Genomic DNA, 19,079 nt, shown 5'->3' on the forward strand with positions numbered 1-19,079 from the left:
CGCTATAGTCGGCGTCATGAAGCGTAGGAACAAGGTGCTCTGCGCTCTCATCGTCGGCGTGCTGCTTGGCGCGTTCGTCGCCGGGGGAGTGCTCTCCGTGCGCCAGCTTGGCGGACTGCCGTGGCAGACCATCGGGCGGATCGCCCTGTCCGCCGCGTCGTCACGAGAGTCGTCGACCGGCTCATCGTCCGACGGATCCGTCTCATCCGGTGACGTGATGTCGTCGGATGAGGCGGCACGACGATATCCGAAGGTGGTCAGTCCCGTCGACTTCAACGCCAACGGCGTCGACGACTACGCCGATATCGTCTCCGGTGCCCGCACCGACGCCGAAGCCCGCCCCACCTATGACGACGGCTACTATCAGGGAGGCTATCCGCCGGCGGACCGGGGCGCCTGCACCGATCTGGTGTGGCGGGCGTTCCGCGCCGCCGGCTACGATCTCAAGGCCATGGTCGACGCCGATATCGCCTCCGATCCGGCCGCCTATCGTGCGGTCGCGCCGAGGCCGGATCCGAACATCGACTTCCGCCGTACCGGCGTGCTCGACGTCTTTCTTTCCAGGTATGGTCAACGCCTCACCCTCGATCCGACCGACCATGAGGCGTGGCAGGGAGGCGACATCGTCGTCTTCCAGAACGTCAGACACATCGGCGTGGTCTCCGACAAACGGGACCGCAACGGCATCGCATACGTATTGCACAACATGGGACAACAGCAGCGTGAGAACGACTATCTGGCGTTCAGGAAGCACATGACCGTCACCGGACACTACCGGTTCGACGCCTCCAAGGTGCCGCAGTCAGTGCTCAGGGCGTGGCGTGAATGACGAGAACATGACGAAGGGAAAGGGGAAATCACATATGGGTGTGCATGATGATCCGGAGCAGCGCGGCGACGTGCTGTATATAGGCTCCCATCTGTCCACGGCGGGCGGTTGGAAAGCCTCATCAAACGTTCACATGACGAGGGCGGCAGCGCGTTCGCGTTCTTCCCTCGTTCGCCGTACGGCAAGCGTTCCAAGGCACTCGATCCCGCAGGTGCGGGGGAGTTCGGACGCACGCTCAAGACCGAGGACTATGGTCCGTTGGTCGTACATGCGCCCTACGTGTACAACCTCGCCGGCAAGGATCCGGCAAAACGTGAATTCGCCATTCAGGCGCTCGTCGAGGACATGACGCTGCTCGGGGCGATTCGTGCGGCAGGTCAGGAGACGTATCTCAACATCCATCCCGGTGCGCATGTCGGGCAGGGAGCGGAAACCGGGTGCCGGCTCATCGCCGAGGGACTGAACCGGGTGCTCGAGCTGTTGGCGGATGAGACGGATGCCTCCGCCAGCGTCATGATCCTGCTGGAGACCATGGCCGGCAAGGGCACCGAATGCGGTCGCACCTTCGAGGAGTGCGCACGATCATCGACGGCGTCGACCCCGCCGTGCGCGGCCGTGTGGGCATCACATTCGACACCTGCCATGTGTTCGATGCGGGCTATGATCTGCTCGACGACTACGACGGCGTGATGGCCTCACTTGACGAGCTCATCGGGTTCGATCGGGTGAAGGCCATCCACGCGAACGACTCCCAGTTCGGACTGGGATCGCATAAGGACCGCCACGCCAACATCGGCGAAGGCAAGCTGGGCGTCCCGTTCTTCACGCGGCTCGTCAACGATCCGCGCATGGCCCGACTGCCGATGATCCTCGAGACCAAGGAGCTCACCGAGACCACGCACCGGGAGGAGATCGCGCTGCTGCGCGGTCTGCGCCGCTAGCAGTACGCGATCGGGACGGTGCCGTCACTGGAACGTCGTCACTGGAACGTCACCGTCAGCGTTTGCTCCGCCGCCTCGGTGCCGGACCAGGAGCCGGTCTTGCGCGTCCAATCCATGCCGTTCGTGTGGATGGCGTCTATGCCATACTGCTGCGCATGGGCGATCATCCAGGTCGCCGCCTGCCAGCCCCGTCTCTTCGTCTCGGTCGTCGACAAGCCCGCCGGAAGCGTGAACGTGAGAGTCGTCTCGAGCGTCGATGGCTGATCGGCTGTGGAGGAGTTGTCGGAATTCGCGGAGTTCGAGGTTGAAGCGTGATTCGACGAATCCGATGAGCCGGATGAGTCCGAATCGTCGTCAAGTCCCAGTGAACGAACGATCGTGATGGAGGGGAACAGAGTGCGAAACGCCGAGACCAGACCATCGGGATCGGCTGTGGAACGTGAATGGATCGAGCAGGTGATGCCGGCCGCTACCTCGCCGGTCATGGCGGATGCCCACGCGCGGGCCATGCCGTCCCACTGCGCGTACAGGTCCGGATATCCGGAGCGCTGTACCGCCTGTGCGGCGTCCTCCACGGGGATCGTCTGCCAGTTCGCGACCTTCACCAGTGCATCGTAGAAGGCGTTCGTCGCATACGTCTCGTCCATCAGCTGTTCGATCGTGCCCCATCCCTGACTCGGACGCTGCTGGAACAGGCCCACCGAATCACGGTCTCCGTAGTCAAGATTGACGAGCTTCGACTCCTGCATGGCCGTTGCGATCGCCACCGTGGCCGCATGGTCGGGAAGTCCGCGTCCTATGGCGATCACGGTGATATGCGAGGCGTTGCGCGTCTGCGTAAGGCTCAGTGGATAGCTGCCTGATGACGTCGTGGTCATACAGTAGTCGGCCGGCTTGGATGCGGTCTGACGGGTCGATCCGGAACGGGACCACACGAAGACGGCCGTGAAGGCGAGTGCGAGCACGCAGATGATCGCGATTGCGGCAAGGACGGTGTTTCGTGTCGTCTGTGCATGTCCCGTGTTCGCCTCGTTCCGTGCCATCCAGTCTCCCGTCTTTCGATCGCGATAGTTCTCCGGTCGGTGTTCTCCTTGGCATTATCGCAGATCGGTGTGTGCGAATCGTCATCAGGGGCATCGGGGAGGGCCCTGAAATGTCCCTGATTCGTCGTCGCCTTCTTTGCGTGATCGGCTTCGCGTCGTGTGTGGACGAACGGACGTACATGGACGTAGAGTGGCTGGCATGGCGGATCACATGGCATTGTGGCGGACTGTTCCATCGCAGCTCACGCAGGGTTTCGCGCAATCGAATGCGCTGGACGAACGGGTGCGTCCCGTCGAGCGGCACCGTGCGATCACGGCCGTCATCGTCTGCCTGTGCATTGCGCCGCTGTACGCATACGGCTGGGGTGACGGGATTCGGGTCGCGATCCGCGATCTGACCGGGGGCGCGGGACCAGCCAGACCTGGCATGGTCACCGTGTATGGGCAGAGTCGGCATCTGATCGACAACCTGCTGTTGACCGGCGTCGCCGCAATGGTGTTTCTGCTGCTGCGATGGCGCGCATGCGGATTCGTGTTCGTTCCGGATGGGCGGTCACTGACCGGAACCGGCTCGGCCCTGCGGTGGCGGCGTTGGTGGCGTACCGGTTTCGCATACTGCTGGTGCATGCTTGCCGGATTCGCCTCGATCGATCTCGTCTCCGCGGTCATCCGCACGCCGTTCTATGACTATCCGTTCGCCGCCCGTTACGAGAGCGGTCTTGCGGCGATGCTCTACTGCGTCAACATGTTTCTCGCCGGTCCGACCGAGGAGCTGGTGCTGCTCGGCATCGTCGTGATCGGTCTGCGTTATGCGGGAGCTCCGTGGTGGCTGGTCACGTGCGTTGCGGTCGGTCTGCGCGTGCCGTTCCACCTCTACTACGGGTGGGCCGCGTTCGCCATCGCCGTCTGGCCGGTGCTCGCGGTGCTGCTGTACCGCCGGATGGGCATGATCACGCCGCTGATCGTGGCCCACGGCATGTACGACGTCTCGACCGCCATGACCAACCTCACCGGTGTGGCCGGCTCCTCATGGCCACGCGTGCTGGCCTTCTCCATCATGGCGATGCCGGCAGTCTGGGCGGTCGCTTTCTCAATCACGACAGCGAGAAGACTGCTGCGACATCGCTGAGGTACCGTGACATGTGCGTCATTGAACAACGTGTCGTTCAATGACGCACGCTTATATCAACAACGTGTTGATCGTTACTTGGTCTCCGATCACAGCTGGATGTCGGGGATGGGGGCAGCCGGACGCTCGTCGATCGCGCGCAGACCCGTCACGTCGGAGGCGTAGAAGCGCTTCAGATCTTCGGAGAACTTGGCGAGGCTCGGTACGGACGAGTACAGCATGTGGCCGGCGGGATAGTAGGTGAATGCCACATTGCCCCGCAACGGCTTCGGCAGTCCCAGATGGTCGATGTCGTATTCGGTCTGGAAGAACGGCGTGCACAGGTCGTAGACGCCGTTGCCGATAAGCACCTTGAGCGTCGGCTGATGGGCGATCGCGGCGGCGAGATCCGGCACCACGTTCGGGAACGGGATGTTCTGGCCCCACGACGACTTGGTCATGTCGGGCTGCTTGTGCCACCACGTCCAGCCCTTGCCGGGGGTGGTGGCGTTCCAGTCGAAGTCGGCGAACCCGACGCGCTCGGGCTTCCTGTCCCAGCCGAGCTCGTCACGCAGGTACGCGTTGGCGAGGCTCGAATACGCCGGATCAAGGAACGCGTCGTCCACGACGAACGTCTCCTCGTCGTTCATCCGGTCGAGGTCGTATCCGGCCACGCGGCCATCGTAGCGGCCGACGATCCTGCCCTCGTCGCGCAGCAGCTCCTTGCGGAAGCGCATGTCGACCACGCGCAGGTCGGAGTCGTACACGTACTTTGCGTCCAGACCGGTCAGCTCGGCGTAGCGTTCGGCGACCCGATGTCTGACATCGTCGGGCAGAGACGCGCCCGCAGCCAATGCGAGACGCAGCGGGCCGTTCGCGAATGCACGCGCCGCCCGGAGATGCTCAGACTGCTCCACCTCGTTCGCCGCACGACCGTGATACCTGGCGACCGAAGCAAAAGTGGGGAAGTAGCCGATGTAGAACTGATCGGATGTGTCGAGCGTGTACGCGTAGTCGAGGATGTTCGAGATGAGGGTCAGGCCGTTCAGGGCGACCCCGTCCTGCTGAAGACGATAGGCGAGCGCTGCGCCTCGGGTCGTGCCGTAGGATTCGCCGAGCACGTACTTGGGGGAGTTCCAGCGGCGGTGACTGCTCAGGTAGGCGCGGATGAACGCGCTGAAACCGGCCACGTCGCCGTCCACCGACCACAGTTCCGGCTTGGCGGCGTCGAGGATCTCGGAGAAGCCGGCACCGGGCGCGTCGATGAACACGAGGTCGGAGGCCGGCAGCAGCGTATGCGGGTTGTCAGCCAGATGATAGGGCGCCGCGGGCACGGGGGCTGCGTCCGGCACGTCGATGCGCTTCGGGGCGATCGACCCCATGAGCAGGAACGTGGTGGACGAGCCCGGACCGCCGTTGAAGATGAAGGTGACCGGACGTTCGGGGTTGACCCTGTCGTTGGCGTCGAGCAGTTCGAACGAGGTGTAGAAGACGCTGGCGGCCGGCTTGACCTTGGGCGTGTCGATGAGGATCGTGCCGATCTTCGCGGCGTAGCGGATCTCGTGACCCTCGGCCTGCATGCTGTGGAACGTGGTCTTCTCGCAGGGCTCCGGCAGCTGTCTTCCAGCGGGGACGGCAGGCTTCGTTCCCGTCTGGTTCGTCGATGGCTCTGCAATGCTGGCGCTCATGCGCGTCACGCCGGTTTCGTTGGCGTCGGTCATGGTTGTCCTTTCCTTACGGTCGGCGGTTCGATCATTCCGGGCGCGTATCGGGACGATGCGCCGTTAGCCGACAACTATAGGCGCATGATTCCGCCGGATGCGTGATTTCGGCGGCGATGCGACTGGGCGTATGCCGGATGGATGCGGCCCGCGCGTAGCGGCGCGTTTGCGGTGGACACCCGTCGACCTGTCGAAGGCGGGATGGTCAGGCGCGTCTACAATATGACGCTGGATGTCATCCGCTCCATTGGGGTTCGTTCGGTGCGGATGGCATATTGATGCGTCTGGTCGGATCGGCCGAAGGAGAATGAGCGATGCTGGGTGTCATTCGACAACATCCTGTCACAGGCAATAGGGGAAAGAGGGAGAGACAGGAGAGGAAGCCGTTCGACAGGGCCACGCCCGCCGGTATGCTCATCGCGGTCGGCATCGTCTATGGCGATCTGGGCACGAGTCCGATCTATGCGCCGAAGGCGCTGATGCTCGCCCAGGGAGGGCGGCTCGACCGATTCCAGATCCTGGGATCGCTGTCGCTGGTGTTCTGGTTCATGCTGCTGGTCGTCTCCATCAAATACGTGTGGACCGTGATGAACGCGGACAACGACGGCGAGGGAGGCGTGTTCGCCCTGTTCGCCGCGGTGCGCCGGTATTGGAGGCAGGCGGCACCGTTCGCCATGATCGGCGCGGCGGCGTTCCTCGCCGACAGCGTGTTCACGCCCGCGGTGAGCATCACCTCCGCCGTCGAGGGACTCGCGTCGATCCCCGCGATAGGCGGCAGTATCTACTGGTCCGAAGAGCTGTCGGTGATGATCGCCATCGCCATCATCGCCGTGCTGTTCCTGAGCCAGCATGCCGGCACGAACCGTCTCGGTTCGCTGTTCGGGCCGATCATGACCGTATGGTTCACGTTCATCGCCGTGATCGGCGTCATGAACATCGTCACACGGGACTGGACCGTGATCCAGGCGCTCGATCCGACGATCGGCATCCGATTCCTCTTCTCGCATGAGAACAAGGCAGGAGTGGCGCTCATGGGCAGCGTGTTCCTCGCGTTGACCGGCGCCGAGGCGCTGTATGCGGACATGGGCCATGTGGGCCGCGGCAACATCCGCGCCAGCTGGCCGTTGGTGAACCTGACGCTGATCTGCTCCTACTTCGGTCAGGGCGCATGGATGCTGGAAGGTCATCGCTCGAACGTCTCCGACGCCGCCCCGTTCTTCCAGATCATCCCCGAGCAGGTCCGCCCGTTCGGCGTGGTGCTCGCCCTGACGGCCGGCGTCATCGCCTCGCAGGCTCTGATCTCCGGCGCGTTCACCCTGACCGCCGCGGCGGATGGTCTGAACTGGCTTCCGCGTCTCAACATGCGCTATCCGGGCGTGAGCAAGGGGCAGATCTACATTCCCTCCGCCTGTGCGCTGCTCGCGGGGCTCACCATCGTCGTGGTGCTGTACTTCAGGTCCTCGTCGGCCATGGAGGCGGCCTACGGTCTGGCATTGACCGTCGCGATGCTCATGATCACCGTGCTGCTGTTCGAGTTCCTATGGCGCGTCAAGGGCAAACGTCTGAGCGCCGTCGTCTCATGCGTGCTGTTCGGTGCGATCGAGCTGCTGTTCCTGTCCGCCGCGGCGGCCAAGTTCATGGAGGGCGGATACATCACGGTACTCATCTGGGGCGTACTGTTCGGTGTCTTCCACATCTGCTCGCGTGGCAGCCAGCTGGAGGCGTCCGACCGGGGGCACGTGCACGCAGAGGATCTGGCGCATATCCTTACCGCCGCCATGGCCGACAAGCGGCGTGATCTGGTGGCCGACAACCTCGTGTACCTGACCGCGGACCCGAGCATGAAGGAGGTCGAGAAGGACGTGGCCGCCAGCATGACCCATCATCGCGGCCACGCCTACTGGATCGTCACCCTCATCCAGTCCGAACGTCCGTTCGAACGCCGGTGGAAGGTCGTCTCCTACGGCCAGAACCTGCATCGCGTGATCATCATCCTCGGATACAAGGAGCCTCAGTTCTATCTTCGGCAGTACATGGACGCCATCATGGCGGATATGCTTTCCCGCGGCGAGATCAACCGCATCGAACCGCAATGGCCCAAACTTGCCAATAGGAACGAGCGCCTCGGCATCGGCAGTGTCAGATACGTGCTCATGCATCGCGTGGTCAGCCCGGAATCGTCCCTGCCCGACTCGGACCGTACGCTGGTGCGCAGCTATCAATGGATCAAACGCGCCGTCAGCCGGCCGGTCGAATGGTTCGGACTGGAGACCAACGATCCGCTCGTCGACACCGTGCCCGTATGGAGCGGCGGAGACAGGCCCATGACGATGGAACGTATCGAAGGCAGGGTCCGGGAGCCGGCACAGACGTCGAAGTGATCCGTTCGGACCGCCGATGATGCGCCGATGACGGCGCCTCCGGTACCATCGGATAACATCACATGCAGGGAACCACGCGGTGAAATCAGGGGAGGACACGATGGCCGAGAACGGTTCTGGACAGGGCGAGGATGCAAGGGGGACGACGGGCCGTCAATCCTCGCAACGCGGCGTCTCGGTCAAGGCCGCCGTCGCCAGGACCCGCTGGCAGCGACGCAAGCGGATGGAGACGCGCAGAACCATCAGGGACACCGCCATGCGTCTGTTCGGCGAATACGGCTATGACGCGGTGACCACACAGCGCATCGCCGCCGAGGCGGGCATGTCGCAGATCACACTGTTCCGGTATTTCCCGTCCAAGGAGGATCTGATCATCGGGCTTCCCGCTGACGGCGAGCTGTTCGCCGATCTGAAGCGCGAGCTTGCGACTCGTTCGGACGCGTCACCGATCGCGTTCGCGAGGCGTGTGATACCACAGATCCTCGGTTCCGTCGAATCCGAACAGTTGGAGGATTTGGCGGCGCGTCTGCGGATCGTTCGATCCAACGAGGCGCTGCTCGCGGCGTTGTATGCGCGAGTGCCCCGATGGACATCGGCCGTCGCGCGCGCGTGGGGGAGTGCTGATTCCACCGCGGTCATGCCCTCCAGTGCTTCTGCCGTCGGCGACGGCTCCGTTGATGGCGGCGATGACGTGCCGCCGGTCGACTTTACCGTGCGCCTGTCGATCTCCTGCCTCATCGACTGCACGATCGAGACGCTGCTGGAATGGTCGCATCGTTGCGATACCGAGCAAGGCGACAAGGCCGACCTGCTGGTCACGGTCGTCTCCGAAGCCATGACGACGGTGCTGCACTGAACGCAGCTCGCAAGTTTCCTCCATGTGGGCACCGTGCTGAAGCATAATGGAATCAAGCTCAAATCATATGAAAGCAATATTCATTTGAATGAAACGGCTGAAAATCAAGGTTTTGCAGCAGGTCTACATAGGCGTGCACCGATCTTCTTTTTCATATGAATATGACTTTCATATGAAAAAGAAGAGCAAGAAAGGGAAATATGTATGTCGCTATCATATGAATTGTGCTATGTTGCTTATGTGTCGGGCTCTGGGGCGTGGGACAATAGGCTCGTGAACGACTCGATCATTCTTCGTCCGCTTCGCCGGGCGGATTACCCGGCGATCGCCGAGATACTGCGTCGGATGTGGTACGCCGAACCGGGGCTGAGCCCGTCGTGCGCGCGCCGGCTCGCCATGATCGACCTGCACTACAGCATGCTCGGCTCCACATCTGCCCTGCTCGCACAATGTGATGGCAAGCCGGTCGGCATCATCGCCACGCATGTCGACGTGCCCGGAGCACGGTCGCGCCGACGGCTGTTCAACTGGCATCGCGAATCCATCCTGCGACTGGCCGCCTCACTGCTGCCATCCGCCGAAGGCCGTGACGGCCTGCGCAAGATGCTGTCCCTGACGCACCTCGACGCGAAGCTGCTGCACGGCGTCCAATCCAAGTTCGACGCCGAGGTGGTGCTGTTCCTCGTCGACGAGTCACTCCGCGGCTGCGGGATCGGTCGCGTCCTGTTCGACCGCGCGATGGAGGAGTTCCGGAAGGCCGGAGTGCGTCGATACTTCCTGTTCACCGACACGAGATGCGACATCGGCTTCTACGACCACTGCGGCCTGTCCCGGCTTCGCGGCCGGCGCGCGGCCCTGTACGGCGACGCCCCGGAGACCTTCTACCTCTACGAAGGCCAGGCATAGCCGCCCGGGTGGTCCGAAAGGAGATGGCATGACGCCGATTGAGCTGTCCACACGCCGCAGGGTGACCGGACTGACCTCGGACGAATTCGCCAGACTGTTCGTCACGATCGAGAACAAGGTGAACGGCGAGAACGCCCAGTGGGACGCCGCGGACGTCGAATCATGGGAGATCGTCGGGCCGCCGGCCACGGCCGACCAGCATCTTACCGACACGTTGGACGCGGCGAACGAGTTCGTCGCGACGCTGGCCAACCAGATCTATCACGCCGCGATGCCGGTCACGGACGACACCCGACTCGTCGCGTACGGCGACAACCTGACCTTCTGGGCCGAACACCCCGGTTTCGGCGGCATGCCGTACGCGCTGTGGAACATCGCCGCACTGCAGGCCACCGAATGGATCCGCAAGGAGACCGGCGTCATCTGCGAACTGGAAGCCCACCACCCGCTGATGTGAAGCAGTACTATCTTGGATTTCAATGCAGCTTGATACCGAGAACGCACCGAGAACGCACACGGTAATCCATGGAAAACAGAATAAGGAAGGGGAGTATTAAGATGTCGTTGACGAGTGAGCAGCGGGCGAACACGATTCGGGAGTTCCGTGAGAACATGAGGCTGCTGGGTCTGACCGCCGAGCAGATCGGCAGTGATTTCGGGGTAAGCGGCGAAACCATCGAGAACATCATCGACCTGCGCTCCGGGGTACTGGAGTACCCGTGGATCGTACGCGGCTATCTGCTGGACAAGGCCGCCGCCGCGGGCGTGACGCCGGTGCCGTTCACCGCCCTGCGCGGCGATCCGCACGACTACTGGTTCCTGGACGACCGCGTCATCGACGCGAACAGGCTGGACTGAGCCACCTGCCGGCCCGGAGCATCCGCCCCGGCAAGGATGCTTGGATGATCGCCATGTGGCGTGACCGTGCGATCGGCGGCGCGTCTTTGTTCGCGGACGTGCGATCGCACGACACCGAACTGCTCCGACGTCTCGCCTTCCATGAGGTGCGCCGTTCGCCCCGGCGGCGGATGGATGCCGGCTCATCCATCCGCCGCCGGGGGTCGAGACGCCGACGCTGCTCTGAACGATCGACCGGTCAGATCAGGATGCCCTCGCAGTGGTCGATCTCATGCTGGATGATCTGCGCGGTGAATCCCTCGAACGTGGCGGTGAGCTCCCGGAACCTACGGCTCAGGTAGACGACCGTGATCCGCTTGTAGCGTACGACGGGCCTCATGCCGGCAAGGGACAGGCACCCCTCCTCGGTGCGGTATTCGCCGTCGTGGGCGACGATGCGCGGGTTGAACATCGTCATGTTCCGTCCGGTCAGCTCGTCATGGAACACGATGATCCGTTTGCGTTCGCCGATCATGTTCGCGGCCATCCCCACGCACGAGTCGGCGTGCGCGGCCAGCGTGTCCGCGAGGTCCACGGCGACCAGCCGGTCCTCGTCGGTGTCGGCTGCGGGCTCCGAGGCGACAGACAGGAACCGTTCGTCGGTCATGATCGGCCGTTGCATGGCAGGATCCCTCCCGTCACTTCGCGAACGGCTCGGACGCCTTGTCGAGCGCGGCGACCTCGTCGGCGGTCAGGTCGAGGTCCACGGAGGCGAGGAGCGCGGGCAGCTGCTCGGGCGTGCGCGCCGAGGCGATGGGTCCGGCGACCTGCGGGCGGTGGCGCAGCCATGCGAGCGCGACCGTGGCGATCGCCACGTCGTGCGCCTTGGCGACCTTGTCGAGCGCGTCGACCAGCGCGAAGCCGTCGGCGTTGAGATAGTCGGCGACCATGCCCTGACGCGCCTTGCCCTCGGCGTCCGCCGCGGAACGGTACTTGCCGGTCAGGAAGCCGGCGGCCAGCGAGAAGTACGGGAACACGGCGAGGTTCTCGCGTTCGGCGACGGGGGCGAGCGTGCGTTCGTAGTTGCCGCGGGTGACGAGGTTGTAGTGCGGCTCCAATGCGACCGGCAGCGCGTAGCCGTGCTCGCGGGCGATGCGGAACCATTCCTCGATGCGGTCCGCCGTGTAGTTGGACAGGGCGATCGCACGGACCTTGCCTGCCTTGACGAGCTCGTCGAACGCGGCGGCCGTCTCCTCGAGCGGGGTCGACTTGTCGTCGAAGTGCGCGTAGTACAGGTCGATCGTGTCGACGCCGAGGCGCAGCAGCGACTCGTTCGCGGCGGCGATCACGTTGTCGTGGCCGAGGCCCTTGTACTGCGGGTGCTCGCTGACCTTCGTGGCGATGACGACCTTGTCGCGGTTGTTTCGCACGGCGAGCCAGCGGCCGAGGATGATCTCGGATTCGCCGCCCGCATTGCCCGGCGCCCACGCCGAATACACGTCGGCCGTGTCGATGAAGTTGCCGCCGGCCTCCACGTACTCGTCGAGAACCCTGCGGCTCGTCGCCTCGTCGCTGGTCCAACCGAACGTGTTGCCGCCCAGTACCAGCGGGAACACCTCGAGGTCGCTGCCGCCGACCTTCACACGCTTGTCGCTCATGATCGTCCTTTCGGTTCGTGTCTTCGTTCGCCCGTCGTCCCCGGCGGGTGTCGGACGGTTCCTTTGCCGTCCCTACCTTCAACATTATGGTGTTTCAACACATGTGCTATGCCGATGCCGGTATTCATCCTGCTTATGGCGAAATATTCCCGGAAGGCATGATGTTGTCATCCGGGAACGTCATGCCTCCGCCGCTATCGCGTCTTGGTCTGCGATTCGGCGAGCGTGACGCCGGCCTGCGCCATCTCCCCACGTGCGGCTACGCCCAGCTCCTCGCTGACCGGTACGGTCAGGTCCTCGAACACAGTGACGGGGTATCCGAGACGGACCGCGTCGAGCGCGGTCTCCTTGACGCAATGCGATTCGGCGATGCCGACCACGTCCACCCGCGTGACGCCTGCGGCCTTGAGCGCGTTGGCGAGCGTATGTCCCGCCTCCTGCGCGGCCTCGACCTCGGCGCGGCTTTGGATGTGATCAGTGTTGTCCTCGATGCCTTCGAAACCGGAGTAGGCGGCAGAATACTGTCCCTTCTTGAAATGATGCGCGATGCCGAGCGCCTCGATCGCGGGGTGCAGCCGCGCGTTCGGGCTGCCCGCCCTGCCATGCACCGGCCAAGTGTCCACGAAATCGGGATGCTCGGACCAGTGCGCTCCCGGTTCGATGTGCCAGTCCTGCGTGGTGGCGATGAACGCGTAGTCGCCGCGATGCCGCCGCACGTATGCGGCGATCCGTTCGGCGACCGCATTGCCGCCCTCCACGCCGAGCTCGCCGCCCTCGCAGAACGTCGGCTGCACGTCCACCACGATCAGCGCCTTCGTCGCCCCGTCCGTCTTCGTCGTATCGGTCATGTCGTTCCTCCCTGTGTTCAGAACCACTGAATATGGCCTTGCTACCTTTACACCTATCAGATTATCGACGAATACGCGTTTGGACCCGCGACCGACAGGTGAACGAAACCGACCGAATACGCCTCCCATCGTCCAGATCGACGGCAAGGATTGGAAGCATGAGCAACACCGCACTCGTCATCACCTCCAACCCCGAACACACCAGCCTGACCAACGCCGTCGGCAGGGCCTTCGCGCAGGGCTACGCCGAACAGGGCGGCAAGGCCGAGATCCTGGACCTGTACGACACGGATTTCAGCCCCGTCTACTCGTCCGCCGACCGCGCCCACTACCTCGGCAAGGGTCCCGTCCCCGCCGACGTGGCCGCCATCCAGGACAAACTCGCCGCAGCCGACGTGATCGCCCTCGTGTTCCCCGTCTACTGGTACACCATGCCCGCCATGGTCAAGGGCCTGTTCGACCGCGTCATCTGCCGCGGCTTCGCCTACCACGCGGACGGCACGCCCGGCGCGCTCGCCGGCAAGACGGTGCGCGTGATCCTTCTGACCGGCGGCACGGAATCCTGGTACGAGTCCGACGGCATCGGCGAGGCGCTGGACAACCAGATCCGCCGCCAGACCCTCATGAAGTACTGCGGCGTGAAGGATGCCGAGCTCGTCTACGTCGACGGCCTGTCGATGGGCGACGACGATCCGGCCAAGCGCGAGGCCGCCGCACGCCATCTCGACCGCATCAGGCAGCTGGGCGCCTCCCTGGCGTGAACGATTTGAGTGGCTACGACCCCGGACCGAGATCGTAGCCGCTCAAATCCGCCATTGCGGTGCCAGTTCACCCAACGTGACGATCCGCGCCCGCCCGTGGTCCGTCATGATCTCCACCTGCACGAAAACGTAAGGTTGACGAAGAGAAACCCGTTGAAGGAGCATGTCTGATATGACGGGATCACATGCCATATTGTGCGGCCGGCTTTACGTGATGGACGATGTCGTCGAGCACGTTGGAGACGAATCATCGCCGATAGTGTTATGCCATCATGTCGGCGAAGACGGCGGTGCGGCCGGTACACATCGAGAGGTCGGCTCTCATGGCGGCTCGGAAGCCGAAGCAGTCGTATACGTGTCCCAATCCGAATGGGACATAGGCGCACATGAATACGCGCGTCGGAATCAAGACAAGCCGAAGCACCCGGAATCCGCCACATGCCCCGAACTCACTGCGCGAAACATGCAGACCGACGAATGCACGTCGCATCCCGCTGTCACCGCCCGCAGCAGGCCCGAACTGAAAATACGGTTGTTCCGTTCCCTGTTCCGCGGCCGCGACGACGTGTACGCGCACGGGTTCGTGAGCAGGAAAACCGGCAAGGTCGGCTATGCGCCGGCCGCATGGAACGAGTGGACCGCATTGGCCAACGGCAAACGTGTTCCCACGCCGCCGGATCAACGCCGCTGCAAGCCGTTGACCGATCAGGTGCTCCTTAAGCATTTCACCAAACGAGATGAGAGAATGACCAACGTCGTGGGCCTGTACCCGATGTCCAAGGAATCGACGGTCTGGTTTCTCGCCATCGACTTCGACGACGACGGGTGGCGGGATGAGATCACGGCGACACGTCGCGTCTGCAAACAGCACGGTCTGAGTCCGTCGATGGAACGATCTCGATCCGGCGATGGCGGACATCTATGGCTGTTCTTCACCGAACCCATCGAAGCCGCCGAAGCCCGCCGCATGGGAGAAGCGCTGCTGACCGAAGCCTCCGACCTGACACACATCAGATTCCGTTCATATGACCGCATGTTCCCCAATCAGGACACTCTGCCCGTAGGCGGATTCGGCAACCTGATCGCCCTGCCTCTGCAACGCATGGCGCGCGACGAGGGGAACAGCGTGTTCGTGGACGAGCAATTCGACGCATATCCCGACCAATGGGCGTATCTGTCCACGATCAGCCGCATCACGCCAGAACAGGTGCATGCCATCGCCGCCCAAGCCCAAAACAACGGCGGACCATTGGGCAGACTCGTTCGTCAGGAGGATTCCACAACTTCAGCCACCAACGGCAAACGGTCATCCGATCAGCCGGACAAGAACCATTCCACAATCCGCAGCGGAACACTCACCCCACCAGATGTTCCACAGACCATCACCATCATCGAACGCAACATGCTGGTCATACCGAAAGCCGGCATGACGGCACACGCACTCAACGCGATACGACGACTGGCCGCATTCGCCAACCCGGATTTCTACCGGGCACAAGCCATGCGCCAGCCCGTCTACAACAAGCCACGCATCATCCACCGTAGCGAAGAAACCACGGATGACATCCTCCTGCCACGCGGATGCAAAGAACCGTTGAACGCGTTGCTCGGCGCAACCGGAACCACCGTAACCTATAAGAACGAGCGGAATACAGGCAAACCCATCCACGCGGCATTCACCGGACAACTGAACCAACAACAGGCCATCGCGGCGAAAGCCATGCTCGACCATGACGACGGCATTCTCATCGCACCGACAGGATTCGGCAAAACCGTAATCGCGGCGGACCTCATCGCCGAACACCGAACCAGCACGCTGATCATTCTGCGATCATCCGCTCTGCTCAGCCAATGGAAGGAACGACTCGGACAATTCCTCGACATCACAGCCACACTGCCTCCACGATTGACCAAAACCGGACGAATCAGCAGGAAACAACGCAGCATCATCGGACAGATCGGAGCCGGACGCAACGAACCCAACGGCATCGTCGACATCGCACTCGCGCAATCACTCTTCGAAAAAGGCGACGCGTCCGGAGACAAGCGAGTCAGAGACATTGTCAGGAACTACGGCATGGTGATCTTCGACGAATGCCACCATGTGGCATCCATAGACACCGAAACCATCGCACGCGAGACCACCGCCAAACACGTCTACGGACTCACCGGCACACTGAAACGCGACGACGGCATGCAACCCATCACCATCATGCAATGCGGACCGGTCCGCCACATCGTCGACGTCAGTACCCAGATGGCAGCACAACATTTCACACGCCGATTCGTCCCACGCTTCACACCCGTCAACCTCGATCTCACCGAACCATACGGATACCACGACTACCTCGAAGCGGCATGCGCGAACGCGCAACGCAACGCGATGATCCTCGACGACGCCATGCACGTCATCGAAGAACATCGCACACCGCTCCTGCTCACCAAACGCATCGAACATGCGAAGGCGCTCGCCGACGGGTTGAGCAAACGCGGATGCGAGCACGTGGTTCTCCTGTACGGGGCCGATTCCAGGAAGACGCGGCAAAACAATCTCGAACGGCTTGCGGGTATCCCTGTGGATGAACGTCTTGCGGTCGTGGCGACGGGCAGTTATATCGGTGAGGGATTCGACCAGAAACGACTGGACACGCTGCTGCTCGCCGCTCCGGTGTCAGTGGAAGCGGCCGTCACCCAATATGTGGGCCGCCTGCACCGCGACAACGACGGCAAACGTGAGGTGCGAGTCTACGACTACATCGACGTAACCGTGCCCATGGCCGCCAGCATGTATCGCAAACGGCTGAAGGCATACATGGCGCAGGGGTACGAACCGCTACTGTCCGAAGAAGTCCGGACCGACGCGATGCGACAAGCAAAGACAAAGGCGCTGATGGAACGCAAATCGACACTAGGCGATTCAGAACATGGGAATCCGATGGATATCGGCAAGGTCACGCCTGTCATCACCGTTGCGGGATTCCTCAAGACGTTCCGTGACGACATCGAACATTGCAGTCGCACGATGACCGTCCAAGCCGGATACCTATCGGAACGCGCCATCAAACAAGTCGACGACGCGATTCTCAAAGCGGTCGGCAGGGGAGTGACCGTCGACGTCACCGTGCGCCTCGCGTCCACGGCAACACCGGCTTCGCGCAAGCGTACCGAACGCAACATGGACAGGCTCCGTGCGCTGGGATGCACGGTGCACGCCGTCGAATCCTGCAGCGAATTCGTCGTGTTCGACGATTCCCTAGTCTGGTTCGGCACCATCGAACCGCTGGGCAACCCCAAATCGGACGACTGCTCGCTGCGGTTCGCCGATACGATGATCGCCCGGCGGCTTCTCCTAACAACCTCTGACTGCTCAAGACGAAATCGCGGATAGGCCGGATATCGTGGCGATGAAGGTGCCATCCTTCGCCGCCGTCTCCTTCGACAGGCGCAGCTTCGCATTCATCGCGGTGCATGCGGCGTCGGCGATGGACAGGCCAAGCCCCACGCCGGAGACGGCGCTGATGCGCGAGTTCACGCCACGGTGGAATGGCTGGACGAGTTCGTCCAGGTTGTCCGGCAGCTGCTCGTCGGTGGTGTTCGCGACGGTGAGCGAGACCTCGTCGGAGTCCGCCGCATCGATCGACACCGTGATCGAACCGTCATCCGTGTTGTGCACGACGGCGTTGCGGATGAGGTTGCCGACGGCGAGGCATATCAGCGCGGGATCGGCTTTGACCGTAACGTCGTCTGCGGCGTCGACGGTCACGCCGATGTGCCGTGCGTCGATGTCGTGTTCCATGTCGGCGAGCGCGTCGTTCACGCATGCGGTGAGGCCAGTGACGCGTGCGCCCGTTGCGTCGTGCGTCCCGTTCCCCGTTCCCGTTGCGGTGAGTTTGCCGTATGCGCCGCTTTGGATGCGCGAGAGGGTGAGCAGCGCGTCGACGAGTTCGGCGCCGCGCCGGTTGGCGGCGAGCGCCCGGCGGACGGATGGTGCGACGTCCTCGGGGAATCGTCCCTGCGCCAAGGGCGCGTCGAGGTTCGTTTCTACGGCGGCGATGGGGGTGCGCAGTTCATGCGACGCGTTGGACACGAACCGCTGCTCCGCTTCGGAGGCGGCCTGGATGCGGTCGAGCATGCCGTTGATGGAGTCGCCGAGGCCGGTGATCTCGTCTCCGCCTCGTCCGCGTCCCGCACCGTCCGTGTCGATGCGCGTGCCGAGGTCGTTCGGGTCGAGTGCGGCCGCCTGTTCGCTGATGGATTTGAGCCTGCGGGACATGCGTGAGGTGACGGTCCAGATGACGAGGATGCTGGTGACGCCGAAGAACACGAAGATGACGGCGGCGCTGATGCGCATTCCGTTGGTTATGGCGTCCCGGTTCCATATGGAGATCCCGTACGGTGTGGTGATGGTGAACGATCCGTCGCCGCCCCAGTCGAGATGATAGGGTTCGCCGTTGGTCCTGCCGGTGACCGTCCCCTCTCCCTTGCCGTTGGAGGAGCCGAGAAGGAGCGGGTCGTCCGCGTCCGGCTGTTGCCGCGTACCGGGGAGGGATCCTGCGCTCCAGCCTTGCGTGGACAGGAAGTCGTCGTCCGTCGATGTCCCGCCGGTGCCGACGTCCGATTGCGTGCTCTGCCCGCCGCCCTGCCCGTTCTCGTAGGAGATGGTCATCGCGTAGGAGAACATGCCGTTGATGATGACGGTCTGCACGATGGCCGCCGAACCGAGGGCGATGAGGAACACGACGCTGATCGCGATGGTGAGCCTGGCGCGGAACGTGCGCGGGGTGAGCCTGCCGGCGATCCGGCGCAGGATGCGGGAGACGCGGTTTCGGATGCCGGTCCGCGCCTTGGCTGGCGGCTGGTCGTGACCGTGACCGTGGTTGCGGGTCATGCGAGCCGGTATCCTTCCCCGCGCGCGGAGACGATCAGGTCGCGGTCCTCCAGTTTGCGTCGCAGCGAGTACATGGTGGTCTTGACCACGTCGGCGGCCTCGACGTCCGGGTCGGCGTTCCACACGCTTCTGTGGAGTTCGTCCACGCTCACGTAGCCGCCGTCGGCGCGCATGAGCTCCAGGAGCACGCCGTACTCCTTGGGGGTGAGTTTGACGAGCGTGCGCCCGTGGTCGCGGAACACGAGCCGGCGCGTGGTGTCGAGCGTCAGGCCGCCGCGGGTGAGCACAGCGGCCGTGGCGGC

Annotated in this window: 16 protein-coding genes and 1 pseudogene; 10 read left to right on the forward strand and 7 right to left on the reverse strand. The window is 63.3% G+C overall.

Features of this window, described 5'->3' with window-relative positions; translation table 11 throughout:
- Nucleotides 1–16 precede the first annotated feature (16 nt).
- Together BCAL_RS09830 and BCAL_RS09835 are read left to right on the forward strand one after the other, a co-directional pair.
- Entirely contained in the window at nt 17–829 is an 813-nt protein-coding gene (locus tag BCAL_RS09830; RefSeq protein ID WP_081887415.1) for a DUF1287 domain-containing protein, read from the forward strand.
- 108 nt (nt 830–937) lie between these two features.
- A pseudogene (locus BCAL_RS09835) lies at nt 938–1,770 on the forward strand (deoxyribonuclease IV).
- Between the two features lie 38 nt (nt 1,771–1,808).
- Here the strand turns inward: BCAL_RS09835 and BCAL_RS09840 are convergent.
- Complete coding sequence (locus BCAL_RS09840) at nt 1,809–2,813, reverse strand: hypothetical protein (protein ID WP_052118971.1); 1,005 nt, start codon at nt 2,811–2,813, stop codon at nt 1,809–1,811.
- Nucleotides 2,814–3,012: 199 nt separating this feature from the next.
- Here BCAL_RS09840 and BCAL_RS09845 point away from each other — a divergent pair, with 199 nt between their 5' ends.
- A complete protein-coding gene (locus BCAL_RS09845; protein WP_043164070.1) occupies nt 3,013–3,942 on the forward strand; it encodes a CPBP family glutamic-type intramembrane protease in 930 nt (309 codons plus the stop codon).
- 89 nt (nt 3,943–4,031) lie between these two features.
- On the opposite strand, the gene BCAL_RS09850 is transcribed toward BCAL_RS09845, so the two are convergent.
- The gene (locus BCAL_RS09850; RefSeq protein ID WP_043164068.1) at nt 4,032–5,642 is read right to left on the reverse strand and encodes a S10 family peptidase; all 1,611 of its coding nucleotides are present in this window, start codon (nt 5,640–5,642) and stop codon (nt 4,032–4,034) included.
- A gap of 410 nt (nt 5,643–6,052) precedes the next feature.
- On the opposite strand from BCAL_RS09850, the gene BCAL_RS09855 reads away from it, so the two are divergent.
- The 5 genes from BCAL_RS09855 (at nt 6,053) to BCAL_RS09875 (ending at nt 10,643) form a co-directional block, all read left to right on the forward strand.
- A complete protein-coding gene (locus BCAL_RS09855; RefSeq protein WP_052118970.1) occupies nt 6,053–8,023 on the forward strand; it encodes a KUP/HAK/KT family potassium transporter in 1,971 nt (656 codons plus the stop codon).
- Nucleotides 8,024–8,102: 79 nt separating this feature from the next.
- Complete coding sequence (locus BCAL_RS12390) at nt 8,103–8,879, forward strand: TetR/AcrR family transcriptional regulator (RefSeq protein ID WP_140445014.1); 777 nt, start codon at nt 8,103–8,105, stop codon at nt 8,877–8,879.
- Between the two features lie 273 nt (nt 8,880–9,152).
- Nucleotides 9,153–9,785 carry a GNAT family N-acetyltransferase gene (locus BCAL_RS09865; RefSeq protein ID WP_052118968.1) on the forward strand — a complete coding sequence of 211 codons (633 nt, stop codon included), beginning with the start codon at nt 9,153–9,155 and terminating at the stop codon, nt 9,783–9,785.
- Between the two features lie 28 nt (nt 9,786–9,813).
- On the forward strand, nt 9,814–10,242 hold the full coding sequence (locus tag BCAL_RS09870; protein ID WP_043164065.1) for a hypothetical protein: 429 nt from the start codon (nt 9,814–9,816) through the stop codon (nt 10,240–10,242).
- Nucleotides 10,243–10,343: 101 nt separating this feature from the next.
- A complete protein-coding gene (locus BCAL_RS09875) occupies nt 10,344–10,643 on the forward strand; it encodes a DUF2316 family protein (protein ID WP_043164063.1) in 300 nt (99 codons plus the stop codon).
- 238 nt (nt 10,644–10,881) lie between these two features.
- Here the strand turns inward: BCAL_RS09875 and BCAL_RS09880 are convergent, their stop codons facing one another.
- The 3 genes from BCAL_RS09880 to BCAL_RS09890 all read right to left on the reverse strand — a co-directional run bounded on the left by BCAL_RS09880 (nt 10,882) and on the right by BCAL_RS09890 (nt 13,128).
- The gene (locus tag BCAL_RS09880; protein ID WP_043164061.1) at nt 10,882–11,304 is read right to left on the reverse strand and encodes a peptide deformylase; all 423 of its coding nucleotides are present in this window, start codon (nt 11,302–11,304) and stop codon (nt 10,882–10,884) included.
- 16 nt (nt 11,305–11,320) lie between these two features.
- Nucleotides 11,321–12,280, reverse strand: coding sequence for an aldo/keto reductase (locus BCAL_RS09885; protein WP_043164058.1), 960 nt, complete (start codon nt 12,278–12,280; stop codon nt 11,321–11,323).
- 194 nt (nt 12,281–12,474) lie between these two features.
- Nucleotides 12,475–13,128: an isochorismatase family protein gene (locus tag BCAL_RS09890; protein WP_043164056.1), complete on the reverse strand. Its 654-nt coding sequence runs from the start codon at nt 13,126–13,128 to the stop codon at nt 12,475–12,477.
- 158 nt (nt 13,129–13,286) lie between these two features.
- Here BCAL_RS09890 and BCAL_RS09895 point away from each other — a divergent pair, with 158 nt between their 5' ends.
- Both BCAL_RS09895 and BCAL_RS09900 read left to right on the forward strand, forming a co-directional pair.
- Nucleotides 13,287–13,889 carry an NAD(P)H-dependent oxidoreductase gene (locus BCAL_RS09895; protein ID WP_043164054.1) on the forward strand — a complete coding sequence of 201 codons (603 nt, stop codon included), beginning with the start codon at nt 13,287–13,289 and terminating at the stop codon, nt 13,887–13,889.
- 463 nt (nt 13,890–14,352) lie between these two features.
- Nucleotides 14,353–17,277 carry a TOTE conflict system archaeo-eukaryotic primase domain-containing protein gene (locus BCAL_RS09900; RefSeq protein ID WP_160268279.1) on the forward strand — a complete coding sequence of 975 codons (2,925 nt, stop codon included), beginning with the start codon at nt 14,353–14,355 and terminating at the stop codon, nt 17,275–17,277.
- On the opposite strand, the gene BCAL_RS09905 is transcribed toward BCAL_RS09900, so the two are convergent.
- Both BCAL_RS09905 and BCAL_RS09910 read right to left on the reverse strand, forming a co-directional pair.
- Nucleotides 17,257–18,777: a sensor histidine kinase gene (locus BCAL_RS09905; RefSeq protein ID WP_052118966.1), complete on the reverse strand. Its 1,521-nt coding sequence runs from the start codon at nt 18,775–18,777 to the stop codon at nt 17,257–17,259. The genes BCAL_RS09900 and BCAL_RS09905 overlap by 21 nt on opposite strands.
- Nucleotides 18,774–19,079 (reverse strand): winged helix-turn-helix domain-containing protein (locus BCAL_RS09910; RefSeq protein WP_043260102.1); only part of this gene is annotated, 306 nt, incomplete at its 5' end. The genes BCAL_RS09910 and BCAL_RS09905, both read right to left, overlap by 4 nt.

Origin of the sequence: Bifidobacterium callitrichos DSM 23973 (assembly GCF_000741175.1) — a bacterium.
Taxonomy (GTDB): Bacteria; Actinomycetota; Actinomycetes; order Actinomycetales; family Bifidobacteriaceae; genus Bifidobacterium; species Bifidobacterium callitrichos.

What these genes read in the sequence shown, in the direction of transcription:
- BCAL_RS09895 (WP_043164054.1), top strand. Translation starts at nt 13,287, where the DNA reads ATGAGCAACACCGCACTCGTCATCACCTCCAACCCCGAACACACCAGC.
- BCAL_RS09870 (WP_043164065.1), top strand. Translation starts at nt 9,814, where the DNA reads ATGACGCCGATTGAGCTGTCCACACGCCGCAGGGTGACCGGACTGACC.
- BCAL_RS09900 (WP_160268279.1), top strand. Translation starts at nt 14,353, where the DNA reads ATGCAGACCGACGAATGCACGTCGCATCCCGCTGTCACCGCCCGCAGC.
- BCAL_RS09885 (WP_043164058.1), bottom strand. Translation starts at nt 12,280, where the DNA reads ATGAGCGACAAGCGTGTGAAGGTCGGCGGCAGCGACCTCGAGGTGTTC.
- BCAL_RS09855 (WP_052118970.1), top strand. Translation starts at nt 6,053, where the DNA reads ATGCTCATCGCGGTCGGCATCGTCTATGGCGATCTGGGCACGAGTCCG.
- BCAL_RS09845 (WP_043164070.1), top strand. Translation starts at nt 3,013, where the DNA reads ATGGCGGATCACATGGCATTGTGGCGGACTGTTCCATCGCAGCTCACG.
- BCAL_RS09830 (WP_081887415.1), top strand. Translation starts at nt 17, where the DNA reads ATGAAGCGTAGGAACAAGGTGCTCTGCGCTCTCATCGTCGGCGTGCTG.
- BCAL_RS09875 (WP_043164063.1), top strand. Translation starts at nt 10,344, where the DNA reads ATGTCGTTGACGAGTGAGCAGCGGGCGAACACGATTCGGGAGTTCCGT.
- BCAL_RS09890 (WP_043164056.1), bottom strand. Translation starts at nt 13,128, where the DNA reads ATGACCGATACGACGAAGACGGACGGGGCGACGAAGGCGCTGATCGTG.
- BCAL_RS09840 (WP_052118971.1), bottom strand. Translation starts at nt 2,813, where the DNA reads ATGGCACGGAACGAGGCGAACACGGGACATGCACAGACGACACGAAAC.
- BCAL_RS09850 (WP_043164068.1), bottom strand. Translation starts at nt 5,642, where the DNA reads ATGACCGACGCCAACGAAACCGGCGTGACGCGCATGAGCGCCAGCATT.
- BCAL_RS09880 (WP_043164061.1), bottom strand. Translation starts at nt 11,304, where the DNA reads ATGCAACGGCCGATCATGACCGACGAACGGTTCCTGTCTGTCGCCTCG.
- BCAL_RS09905 (WP_052118966.1), bottom strand. Translation starts at nt 18,777, where the DNA reads ATGACCCGCAACCACGGTCACGGTCACGACCAGCCGCCAGCCAAGGCG.